This is a genomic window from Pseudomonas sp. S2_H10 (assembly GCF_054668285.1).
Genome location: NZ_CP162754.1, coordinates 5372516 through 5385716, shown reverse-complemented (window position 1 = coordinate 5385716; position 13201 = coordinate 5372516). Strand labels below are relative to the sequence as shown.

The window sequence follows — 13201 nt, the reverse complement described above, 5'->3', positions numbered from 1 at the left end:
GCAGGAATGGCGGGTTTTTCGTTCAGGCTTTCAGGTCACACGGTATCCACCTTCAACGAGTGATCGTTGAGCATGCCGTTGATGATGGTGGCCGTGTCATGCCCGCCAGCGATCACCCCGCCCGCCCCCGGCGTCACACCGTAATGACTGGCCAGGTCGACGCCGGCCAGGTCGATGGTCTGGTTCGGCGCGGCGCCGGCCATGGCGCTGACGTCGATGCTGGTCACCGTCGATGGGCCGCTGCCGGTGACGGTGAAGTGCAGGTAGTCATCCAGCGACGCCGTGGTGCCGTTTTCCCCTTGCAGCAGTTGCGACAGATCGAGCTTGTCGGTGCCGGGCGTGAAGTCGGTGATCACGTCATGACCACTGTTGCCCTTGAGCCACTGGAAGGTATCGGCCCCCGCCCCGCCACTGAGGGTGTTGTTGCCCAGGCCACCGATCAACAAGTCATCGCCGCCTCCACCGTTGAGGACGTCATTGCCCAGGCCGCCGGTGATGACGTTGCCAGTGTTGTCGCCGGTCAGGGTGTCGTTGAAGTTCGAACCAGTGAGGTTTTCGATGCCGGTCAGGATGTCCGTGCCCGCGCCCAGGGTGTTTTGACCACCGAGCAGGCTCAGGTTGACCGTTACCCCGGCGGTGGCGTGGGCGTAGCTGGCCGTGTCGATGCCCGTGCCGCCGTCGAGGGTGTCATTGCCCGGGCCGCTGAAGAGCAAGTCGTTGCCGGCGTCGCCGTGCAGCTCGTTGTTGCCGGAACCAGCGGTGAGCACATCGTTGCCGCCACCGGCATTGATGACGTTGCTGCCCGCGCCCGCCACCAGGACATCATCCCCGCCGGTGCCGGTGAGGGTATGGCCATCCTGATAGCTGATGGTCACGTTGGCCGAGTCGCTGCCGCCATGGTTGTCGTTGGCGGTGTAGGTGCCGTGGTAGTCCGGGGCAATGTCATGGGCCTCGGAGTAGTTGACGGTCATGGTCAATTTATAGGTTTCAGAACCGTTGCCGCCACTTGAGCTATTGGGGATGTTGCTGATGTGGATTTGATAGGTTGCATCCGATGTTGCGGTGATCATCCCACCGTCCGCGATGGGGGTGAACGCGCCGCCGTTGATCGAGTACTCCATGGCGATGCGCCCGGCCGCCAGGTCGTGGTTCAGGTGGAGGGTTTCGCCATCCTTGAGGTTGACGGTAATACGGTCGTCATAGTTGCTGTTGCCGACCGAGCCCAGCGCACCACTGACCACCAGGACGGCGGTCATGGCCGCCGCGTTGGCGACGAAAGCGCTGCGGGCAAGGGTCAGGGCTTGCGCGCTGCTGCCAGTGAAGTTGGGAACCTGGGTGAGCCCGGTGAACTCCGCCCCCCTCGCTACCCAGCCGGTGTTGAAGGACGTCGGATTCGCCGAGAGTGGATCGCCGTTGGGATCGGTGTCGTTGGCCAGCAACAGCTCGCCCGGCACCACCACGGTGCCCTCGAGCACGTTGGTGATGACATGGTCATCGGTAGCCACTGGCGGTGCGTTCGGTATGACTTTGATCGTCAGGGTGGAGCTGGAAAGGTCGCCATCGTTGTCGCTGACGGTGAAGCCGATGTTTTCGGTGATCACCACCGCCGTGGTTTTCTGCGAAATGTAGGTGTATTCACCGCTATCCAGGTTGACCAGCAAGGTCCCGCTGTTGTTGGTGGCAATGCTTAACGTGTTGTTCGCGGTGTTGAAGGTGCCGTGGTTGGCAGCGCCGCTGAAGTTCAGCGAACCGTTGCCGGCCGGATCGTAGGTATAGGTGGTGCCATCCACCGTGATGGTCTTGATGAAGCCGCCGTCGGCGCCGAAGGTGCCGCCTTCGCCCAGCAGCGAACCGGTCACCGGTGCGCCGATCACGGTGCCGGACAGCACCGAGTTGAGCTGGTTGAGGTCGGTCACCACCACTGCGTTGGTGTCGGTGTGGCTGCTGCCGTCATAGGCCAGCGGATTGAGGTTGGCGTTGCTCACGCCGCTGCCCAGGCCGATCGCGTAGTTCTTGATGTTGTTGGCATCGAGGAAGGCTTTCAGCGAGGTTTCGTCGGAGGTGCCGATTTCCTGGCCACTGGTGGGTTTGCCGTCGGAGAAGAAGTAGCCGACGTTTTGTGCCCCCGTGAGTTTGCCCGAGGTGTTGAACGCCGTTTTCATGGTGGCCACGGCGGCGTCGTAGTTGGTCCCGCCGTCCGCGGTGAGGCCGGTGAGCAGGGTCTTGGCGGTCGCGACATCGACCCACACCGAGGTCCTGTCGGTGGCGCTGCTGCTGAAGGTGACGAGTTGCACTTTCACGTCGCCGAGGTCGTCGTATTTATCCAGCAAGGCACTGATGGCCTGCTTGGCCAGCTCCAGCCGCGACAGGCCAGGTACGCCGGAAGGGTCGACCATACTGCCGGAGACGTCGAGCACGATCAGCAGGTTGGAGTCGATCTCCACCGCCGCCACCGAGCGATCCGCTGCCACCGCCTTGGGCACGTCATCGACAATGTTGACCACGATGGTGCTGGTGCTGCTGTTGCCCGACGCATCGGTGGCCTTGTAGGTGAAGCTTTCACTCAGGCTGTTCGGCCCGTCGTTGGCGTTCGGCGAGGTTTTCGGCGCCGAGGTCAGGGTGTAGGTGTAGCTGCCGTCGGCGTTGAGCAGGATCTGCCCGTAGGTGCCGGTGGCGCTGCCGACCAGGGTATAGGTGAGCGCGCCGCTGGCCCCCGAAACAGAACCGACCAGGGTGCCGGACGAGGTTTCGCCGCTGTTGCCCGGGTCGCTGCCGGTGACCGTACCGGCAGCCAGGTCCTGGCCGTCCTTGCTCAGGTCGAGGGCTTTTTCGTAGACCGTCACGTCGCTGTCGGGGTTGGCCTTGATGATGCTGTTGGCCACGTTGACGGTGATGGTGGTGGTGCTTTCATCGCCATCGGTGTCGCGCACGGTGTAGGTGAACGTATCCGTAGCCCCGGCAGGGCCCACCGAATTCGGATTGGCGTGATACACCGCGTTGCCGTTGGCATCGAGGGTCAGGTAGCCGTAGGCGCCAGTGATCTGGTTGCCCAGCCCGCCGACGGCCGACGTCGAGGTATTGCTGCCGGCGCGCACGCCGACCACCGTCGCCGGACCATCGGCGCCGCTGATGTCATTGCCCAGCACACTGATGTTGACCGTGCCGCCCTCCGTCACCGACGACGAGTCAGGTTTGGCGCCCGGCAGGTCATCGACGATGTTGACGTTGATCTGGCCGTTCGCGATGTCGCCATCGGTGTCGGTAGCGACGACGTTGAAGTTCTCGGTGAGGCTGTTGGCGCCGCTCGCAGTCGCATGGGCTTCGTTATCGTTGAGGGTGTAGCTGTAGCTGAGCACGCCGGTGACCGGGTTGAAGCCGGTGATGGTCAGGGTGCTGCCCAGCGGTGTGGTGGCGGTTTGCGGGAAGCCGGCGACCACGCCACCGCTGATGACCGTGAGGGTGCCCACGGTCAGGGTTTGCAGGCCATCGAGGGCGGTCACCGTGAAGGTCCCGCTCTGGGTCAGGGCCGATATGTTGGGGGTGGTGCCGTCGCCGAGATTTTTTTCGTAGACCGTCAGCTCGCCGCCATACACGTCGAGGCCGTTGAGGGTGACCAGGTCATCGTTGTTGTGGACGTTGAGCACCAGGTTGGCGGTGCTGATGTCGCCGTCCGAGTCGGTGATGGTGTAGGTGAAGGTTTCGGTGCCGTTGCCGCCGCCGTGCAACGCCTTGAAGTCGGCATCGCTGGTGCTCAGCGTGTAGGTGTAGGTGCCATTGGCGTTGAGCACCAGGGTGCCATAGGTACCGGTGAAAGTGCCGGGGGTGACCGGGCCTGCATTCAGGCCGAGGGCGACTTTATCGGCGCCGATCACGTCGTTGTTGAACACATTGCCGCTGAGGCTCAGCGTAGTCTCCGAGGCCGTGCTGGCGTTGCTGTCGTTCATCGCCTTCGGCACATCATCGACAATGTCCACCACGATGGTGCTGGTGACGATGTTGCCCAGCGAGTCGGTGGCCTGATAGGTGAAGGTCTCGTGCATCACGTTCGGGCCGTCGTTGGCGTGCGGCGTGGTGCTCGGCGGGGTCGTCAGGGTGTAGGTATAGGTGCCGTTGGCGTTGAGCTGAATCTGCCCGAACTCCCCGACATGGGTGCCGACCAGGGCGTAGGTGATCGCACCGACGGCGTGGGTGACCGAGCCCACCAGCGTGCCGGACGCGGTTTCGCCGGTGTTGGTCGGATCGCTGCCGATGACCGTACCGGCGACCAGGTCCTGGCCGTCCTTGCCCAGGTCGAGGGCTTTTTCGTAGACGGTTACGTCGTTGTCGCTGACCGCTTTGAGGCAACTGTTGTAGACGTCGATGGTGATGGTCGTGGTGCTTTCGTCACCATCGGAATCGCGCACGGTGTAGGTGAACACATCCACCGCGCCGGGGCCGCTCACCGCGTTAGGCGTGCTGTGATATACGGCGTTGCCGTTGGCATCGAGGGTCAGGTAACCGTAGGTGCCGTTGATGGGCGTGTTCAGCCCATCGAGGGCCGGGGTTGATGTGTCGCTGCCGGCGCGTACGCCGACTACGGCGCCAGTGGCCGCCGGGCCATCGGCCCCGGCGATGTCGTTGTCCAGCACATTGCCGCTGACGGTGCCGCCCTCCTGCACCGAGTCCGTATCGGGATTGGCGGTCGGCAGGTCGTCGATGATGTTGACGTTGATCTGCCCGTTCGCGACGTCGCCATCGGTGTCGGTAGCGACGACGTTGAAGTTCTCGGTAAGGCTGTTGGCGCCCTCCGCCGCTGGATGGGCTTCGTTGTCGTTGAGGGTGTAGGTGTAGCTGATCACGCCGGTCGCCGCGTTGAAGCCGGTGATGGTCAGGGTGCTGCCCAGCGGGGTGGTGGCGGTTTGCGGGAAGCCGGCGACAACGCCACCGCTGATGACAGTGAGGGTGCCCACGGTCAGGGTTTGCAGGCCATCGAGGGCGGTCACCGTGAAAGTCCCGCTCTGAGACAGGGCCGGTGTGTCGGGGTGGGTGCCGTCGCCGAGGTTTTTCTCGTAGACCGTCAGTTCACCGCCATACACGTTGAGGCCCTGGAGGGTCACTGGATCGTCGTTGTTGTGGATCTGCAGGACCAGGTTGGCGGTGCTGCTGTCGCCGTCCGAGTCAGTGATGGTGTAGGTGAAGGTTTCGCTGCCGTTGCCGCCGCCGTGCAGGGCCTTGAAATCGGCATCGCTGGTGCTCAGCGTGTAGGTGTAGGTGCCGTTGGCATTCAGCACCAGGGTGCCGTAGGTGCCGGTGAAGGTGCCGGGGGTGATCGGTCCGGCATTTTCGCCAACCGTCACTCGGTCAGCGCCCTGCACGTCGTTGGTCAGCACGTTGCCATTCAGGGTTAGCTGGGTTTCCGAGGCCGTGCCATTGCTGTCGTTCACGCCTTTTGGCAGGTCGTCGACGATGTTCACGTCGAGGTTGCCCGTGGCGGTGGTGCCGTTGTCATCGACGGCGGTCACGGTGAACTGCTCGGGCAGGGTGTTGGCGCCGTTGGCATTCGCGTGGGTTTCGTTGTCGTTCAGCGTGTAGCTGTAGCTCACCACGCCGGTCGCGGCATTGAAACCGGTGATGGTCAGCGTGCTGCCCAGTGGCGTAGTAATCGATTGCGGGAAGCCGGCCGCCACGCCTCCGGTGACCACGGAGATGCCGCCCACGGTCAGGGTCGTCACGCCATCGAGGGCAGTGACGGTGAAGGTGCCGCTCTGGGTCAGGGCCGAAGTACTCGGTGCGCTGCCGTCGCTGAGGTTTTTCTCGTAGACGGTCAGTTCACCGCCATACACGTTGAGGCCCTGGAGGGTCACTGGGTCATCGTTGTTGTGGATCTGCAGGACCAGGTTGGCGGTGCTGCTGTCACCGTCCGAATCGGTGATGGTGTAGGTGAAGGTTTCGCTGCCGTTGCCGCCGCCGTGCAGGGCCTTGAAATCGGCATCGCTGGTGCTCAGCGTGTAGGTGTAGGTGCCGTTGGCATTGAGTACCAAAGTACCGTAGGTGCCAGTGAAAGTGCCGGGAGTGATCGGCCCGGCGTTTTCGCCAACCGTCACTCGGTCAGCGCCCTGCACGTCGTTGGTCAGCACATTGCCGTTGAGCGTCAGCAATGTTTCCGAAGCCGTCGAAGTGTTGCTGTCGTTCACGCCTTGCGGCAGGTCGTCGACGATATTCACGTCCAGTGAACCAGTCGCCGTGGTGCCGTTGTCATCGACCACCGTGACGGCGAACTGCTCAGGCAGAGTGTTGGCACCGTTGGCATTTGCGTGGGTTTCGTTGTCGTTCAGCGTGTAGCTGTAGCTCACCACGCCGGTCGCGGCATTGAAACCAGTAATGGTCAGGGTGCTGCCCAGCGGTGTAGTGATCGATTGCGGGAAGCCGGCCGCCACGCCTCCGGTGACCACGGCGATGCCGCCGACGGTCAGGGTGGTTACGCCATCGAGGGCAGTGACGGTGAAGGTGCCGCTCTGGGTCAGGGCCGATGGGTTGGGGTTGGAGCCGTCGCCGAGGTTTTTCTCGTAGACCGTCAGTTCACCGCCATACACGTTGAGGCCCTGGAGGGTCACTGGATCGTCGTTGTTGTGGATCTGCAGGACCAGGTTGGCGGTGCTGCTGTCGCCGTCCGAGTCGGTGATGGTGTAGGTGAAGGTTTCGCTGCCGTTGCCACCGCCGTGCAGGGCTTTGAAATCGGCATCGCTGGTGCTCAGCGTGTAGGTGTAGGTGCCGTTGGCGTTGAGTACCAGGGTGCCGTAGGTGCCGGTGAAGGTGCCGGGGGTGATCGGTCCGGCATTTTCGCCAACCGTTACCCGGTCGGCGCCTTGCACGTCGTTGGTGAGCACATTGCCGTTGAGCGTCAGCTGGGTTTCCGAGGCCGTGCCATTGCTGTCGTTCACGCCTTTTGGCAGGTCGTCGACGATGTTCACGTCGAGGTTGCCCGTGGCGGTGGTGCCGTTGTCATCGACGGCGGTCACGGTGAACTGCTCGGGCAGGGTGTTGGCGCCGTTGGCATTTGCGTGGGTTTCGTTGTCGTTCAGCGTGTAGCTGTAGCTCACCACGCCGGTCGCGGCGTTGAAACCGGTAATGGTCAGCGTGCTGCCCAGTGGCGTAGTAATCGATTGCGGGAAGCCGGCCGCCACGCCTCCGGTGACCACGGCGATGCCGCCCACGGTCAGGGTCGTCACGCCATCGAGGGCAGTGACGGTGAAGGTGCCGCTCTGGGTCAGCGCCGATGGGTTGGGGTTGGAGCCGTCGCCGAGGTTTTTTTCGTAGACGGTCAGTTCACCGCCGTACACGTTGAGGCCTTGGAGGGTCACTGGGTCATCGTTGTTGTGGATCTGCAGGACCAGGTTGGCGGTGCTGCTGTCACCGTCCGAGTCGGTGATGGTGTAGGTGAAGGTTTCGCTGCCGTTGCCGCCGCCGTGCAGGGCTTTGAAATCGGCATCGCTGGTGCTCAGCGTGTAGGTGTAGGTGCCGTTGGCGTTGAGCACCAGTGTGCCGTAGGTGCCGGTGAAGGTGCCGGGCGTAATGGGGCCGGCATTTTCGCCAACCGTCACTCGGTCAGCGCCCTGCACGTCGTTGGTCAGCACATTGCCGTTGAGCGTCAGCAATGTTTCCGAAGCCGTCGAAGTGTTGCTGTCGTTCACGCCTTGCGGCAGGTCGTCGACGATATTCACGTCCAGTGAACCAGTCGCCGTGGTGCCGTTGTCATCGACCACCGTGACGGCGAACTGCTCAGGCAGAGTGTTGGCACCGTTGGCCGTCGCGTGCGCTTCGTTGTCGTTGAGGGTGTAGCTGTAGCTCACCACGCCAGTGGCGGCGTTGAAACCGGTAATGGTCAGCGTGCTGCCCAGCGGCGTAGTAATCGATTGCGGGAAGCCGGCGGCTACGCCAGCGGTGACTACGGCGATTCCGCCCACAGTCAGGCTCGTCACGCCATCCAGCGCGGTGACGGTAAAGCTGCCGTTCTGGGTCAGCACCGTGGCATCCGGTGCACTGCCGTCGCCGAGGTTTTTCTCGAAGACGGTCAACTCGCCACCCTCAACGTTCAATCCGCCAATCGTCACCGGATCATCGTTGTTGTGGATTTGCAGCACCAGGTTCGCAGTACTGCTGTCGCCGTCCGAGTCGGTGATGGTGTAGGTGAAGGTTTCGGTGCCGTCGCCACCGCCGTGCAGGGCTTTGAAATCGGCATCACTGGTATTGAGCGTGTAGGTGTACGTACCGTTGGCATTGAGTACCAAAGTACCGTAGGTGCCAGTGAAAGTGCCGGGAGTGATCGGCCCGGCGTTTTCGCCAACCGTCACTCGGTCAGCGCCCTGCACGTCGTTGGTCAGCACATTGCCGTTGAGCGTCAGCAATGTTTCCGAAGCCGTCGAAGTGTTGCTGTCGTTCACGCCTTGCGGCAGGTCGTCGACGATATTCACGTCCAGTGAACCAGTCGCCGTGGTGCCGTTGTCATCGACCACCGTGACGGCGAACTGCTCAGGCAGAGTGTTGGCACCGTTGGCCGTCGCGTGCGCTTCGTTGTCGTTGAGGGTGTAGCTGTAGCTCACCACGCCAGTGGCGGCGTTGAAACCGGTAATGGTCAGCGTGCTGCCCAGTGGCGTAGTAATCGATTGCGGGAAGCCGGCGGCCACGCCTCCGGTGACCACGGAGATGCCGCCCACGGTCAGGGTCGAGACGCCGTCCAGTGCGGTGACGGTGAAGGTGCCGCTCTGGGTCAGCGCCGGTGTGTCGGGGTTGGAGCCGTCGCCGAGGTTTTTCTCGAAGACGGTCAACTCGCCACCCTCAACGTTCAATCCGCCAATCGTCACCGGATCATCGTTGTTGTGGATTTGCAGCACCAGGTTCGCCGTGCTGCTGTCACCGTCCGAATCGGTGATGGTGTAGGTGAAGGTTTCGGTGCCGTCACCACCGCCGTGCAGGGCTTTGAAATCCGCATCGCTGGTGTTGAGGGTGTAGGTGTAAGTGCCGTTGGCATTCAGCACCAGGGTGCCGTAAGTGCCGGTGAAAGTACCCGGGGTGATTGGCCCCGCATTTTCGCCAACCGTCACCCGGTCGGCGCCCTGCACGTCGTTGGTCAACACGTTGCCGTTGAGCGTCAGCAAGGTTTCCGAAGCCGTCGAAGCGTTGCTGTCGTTCACGCCTTGCGGCAGGTCGTCGACGATGTTCACGTCGAGGCTGCCCGTGGCGGTGGTGCCGTTGTCATCGACCACGGTCACGGCGAACTGCTCAGGCAGGGTGTTGGCACCGTTGGCCGTCGCGTGCGCTTCGTTGTCGTTGAGGGTGTAGCTGTAGCTCACCACGCCAGTGGCGGCGTTGAAGCCGGTAATGGTCAGCGTGCTGCCCAGCGGGGTGGTGATCGATTGCGGGAAGCCGGCGGCCACGCCCGCAGTGACCACGGCAATGCCGCCGACGGTCAGAGTGGTGACGCCGTCCAATGCGGTGACGGTGAAGGTGCCGCTCTGGGTCAGCGCCGGTGTGTCGGGGTTGGAGCCGTCGCCGAGGTTTTTCTCGAAGACGGTCAACTCGCCACCCTCAACGTTCAATCCGCCGATCGTCACCGGATCATCGTTGTTGTGGATTTGCAGCACCAGGTTCGCAGTACTGCTGTCGCCGTCCGAGTCGGTGATGGTGTAGGTGAAGGTTTCGGTGCCGTCGCCACCGCCGTGCAGGGCTTTGAAATCGGCATCACTGGTATTGAGCGTGTAGGTGTACGTACCGTTGGCATTCAGCACCAGGGTGCCGTAAGTGCCGGTGAAAGTGCCGGGAGTGACCGGCCCGGCATTTTCGCCAACCGTCACCCGGTCAGCGCCCTGCACGTCATTGGTCAGCACGTTGCCGTTGAGGGTCAACAGGGTTTCCGAAGCCGTCGAAGCGTTGCTGTCGTTCACGCCTTGCGGCAGGTCGTCGACGATATTCACGTCCAGTGAACCAGTCGCCGTGGTGCCGTTGTCGTCGACCACAGTGACGGCGAACTGCTCAGGCAAGGTGTTCGCGCCGTTCGCAGTCGCGTGCGCTTCGTTGTCGTTGAGGGTGTAGCTGTAGCTCACCACGCCGGTCGCGGCGTTGAAGCCAGTGATGGTCAGCGTGCTGCCCAGCGGTGTGGTGATCGATTGCGGGAAGCCGGCGGCTACGCCAGCGGTGACTACGGCGATTCCGCCCACAGTCAGGCTCGTCACGCCGTCCAGTGCGCTGACAGTAAACGTGCCATTTTGAGTGAGCGCAGTGGCATCCGGCGCACTGCCGTCGCCGAGGTTTTTCTCGAAGACGGTCAACTCGCCACCCTCAACGTTCAATCCGCCAATCGTCACCGGATCATCGTTGTTGTGGATTTGCAGCACCAGGTTCGCAGTACTGCTGTCGCCGTCCGAATCGGTGATGGTGTAGGTGAAGGTCTCAGTGCCGTCGCCACCGCCGTGCAGGGCTTTGAAATCGGCATCACTGGTATTGAGCGTGTAGGTGTACGTACCGTTGGCATTGAGTACCAAAGTACCGTAGGTGCCAGTGAAAGTGCCGGGAGTGATCGGCCCGGCGTTTTCGCCAACCGTCACTCGGTCAGCGCCCTGCACGTCATTGGTCAGCACATTGCCGTTGAGCGTCAGCAATGTTTCCGAAGCGGTCGAAGCGTTGCTGTCGTTCACGCCTTGCGGCAGGTCGTCGACGATATTCACGTCCAGTGAACCTGTCGCCGTGGTGCCGTTGTCGTCGACCAGAGTGACGGCGAACTGCTCAGGCAAAGTGTTCGCGCCGTTGGCGGTCGCGTGCGCTTCGTTATCCACCAAGGTGTAGCTGTAGCTCACGATACCGGTCGCCGCGTTGAAGCCGGTAATGGTCAGCGTGCTGCCCAGTGGCGTAGTAATCGATTGCGGGAAGCCGGCGGCCACGCCAGCGGTGACCACGGCGATACCGCCCACGGTCAGACTGGTGACGCCATCGAGAGCAGTGACGGTGAAGGTGCCGTTCTGGGTCAGCGCAGTGGCATCCGGTGCACTGCCGTCGCCGAGATTCTTCTCGAAGACGGTCAACTCACCGCCTTCAACATTCAAACCGCCAATCGTCACCGGATCATCGTTGTTGTGGATTTGCAGCACCAGGTTCGCGGTACTGCTGTCGCCGTCCGAATCGGTGATGGTGTAGGTGAAGGTCTCAGTGCCGTCGCCGCCACCGTGCAGGGCTTTGAAATCCGCATCACTGGTGTTCAGCGTGTAGGTGTACGTGCCGTTGGCATTCAGCACCAGGGTGCCGTAAGTGCCGGTGAAAGTACCTGGGGTAATCGGCCCCGCATTTTCGCCAACCGTCAATCGGTCAGCGCCCTGCACGTCGTTGGTCAGCACATTGCCGTTGAGGGTCAACAGGGTTTCCGAAGCCGTCGAAGCGTTGCTGTCGTTCACGCCCTGTGGCAGGTCGTCGACGATGTTCACGTCCAGTGAACCCGTCGCGGTGGTGCCGTTGTCATCGACCAAGGTGACATCAAACTGCTCAGGCAAGGCGTTCGCGCCGTTGGCCGTCGCGTGCGCTTCGTTGTCGTTCAGCGTGTAGCTGTAGTTCACCACGCCGGTGGCAAGATCGAAGCTGGTAATGGTCAGGGTGTTGCCCAGTGGCGTAGTAATCGATTGCGGGAAACCCGCCGCCACGCCACCGGAGACCACGGCAATACCGCCCACAGTCAGGGTGGTTATGCCGTCCAGTGCAGTGAAGGTGAACGTGCCGTTCTGGGTCAGCGCAGTGGCATCCGGTGCGCTGCCGTCGCCGAGGTTCTTCTCGAAGACGGTCAGCTCGGGCCCCCCAAGATTCAAACCGCCAATCGTGTCCGGGTCATCGTTGTTGTGGATCTGCAGCACCAGGTTCGCCGTGCTGCTGTCGCCATCGGCGTCCGTCAGCGTGTAGGTGAAGGTTTCGGTGCCGTCGCCACCACCGTGCAACGCCTTGAAATCGGCATCGCTGGTGTTCAGGGTGTAGGTGTAAGTACCGTTGGCATTGAGCACCAGGGTGCCGTAGGTGCCGATGAAGGTGCCGGGGGTGATCGGCCCGCTGTTTTCACCGACCGGCACCCGGTCGGCGCCTTGCACGTCGTTGGTCAGCACGTTGCCGTTGAGGGTCAGCAGAGTCTCCGAAGCAACACCATTGCCGTCGTCGATCGCCTGGGGCACGTCGTCGGTGATGTTGATATCCAGCGAACCGGTGGCGCTGTCGCCATTGCTATCGCCGGCCACCACGGTGAAGTGCTCGCCGACAGCGTTGGCGCCCTCACCACTCGCATGGGTTTCGGCGCCGTTGAGGGTGTAGCTGTAGCTCACGACACCGGTCGCCGGGTTGTAGCCGGTGACGGTCAAGGTGCTGCCCAGCAGGGTGGTGATCGACTGCGGAAAACCTGCCGCCACGCCGCCGCTGATCACGTTGATCCCGCCGATGCTGAGGCTGCTCAGCCCGTCGGGGGCATTGACGGTGAAGCTGCCGCTTTGGGTCAGCGCGCCCGGGTTCCTCGCCGAACCGTCGGCCAGGTTGGCCTCATTGACGGTCAGTTCGCCATTGGCCACCGACAGGCCGTCGAGGGTCACCGGATTGTTCGGAACCTCCGGCACCTCCGGCGTCACTGGCGGCACCACAGGGGCATCGGCCGCTACGACGTTGTTGTTCGGATCAGCGTTCAGGCGTTCTTCGGGAAGTTCGGGAATGCCGTTGAAACCGGCAGTCGGGAAGCCGATGGTGGGGTCGACTCGCCCACCCACTTCTTCGAGCATGACGAAACTATGGCCACTGCCCTGCACGCCGCCCGGTGCACCGGTGGTTGTGGTGGCCGGCCCGGCCGCGGTGGCTTCAGCGGTCTGGGTCGGGTCGTCGCCCGCCGCAATGGCTTTTTGCAGTTGTTGAACATCCGTCAGTTGGGCCTGGCTCGGCGTCACCGCCTCCGACGAGTCCACATGGGGAATATGATTGGCGAGCAACTGCGGGGTCATCTGCATGCTGCTGCCGCGCCCGAGGGTCAGCTCCTGGCCATTTTGCAGATGCACCGCCACCGCGCCTTCGGCGCCGGTGCTCAGTTGGTCGCCGGCGAACAGCTTGTCCCCCTCGACCAACGCACGCCGGGTGCCGTCGCTCGCAACCGCGAACACCTGACCAATGACCTTACTGACGATTCCGATGAGCGTAGCCATATGCACTTCCTCCGCTG

Annotated in this window: 1 protein-coding gene; it reads right to left on the bottom strand. The window is 62.7% G+C overall.

Annotated features, from left to right (window positions below):
- Positions 1–35: 35 nt before the first annotated feature.
- Entirely contained in the window at positions 36–13184 is a 13149-nt protein-coding gene (locus AB4O16_RS24210; protein WP_460156018.1) for a retention module-containing protein, read from the bottom strand.
- Positions 13185–13201: the final 17 nt, after the last annotated feature.

Bases quoted from the DNA above. Each gene is read 5' to 3' on its own strand.
- AB4O16_RS24210 (WP_460156018.1), bottom strand. From the start codon at position 13,184: ATGGCTACGCTCATCGGAATCGTCAGTAAGGTCATTGGTCAGGTGTTC.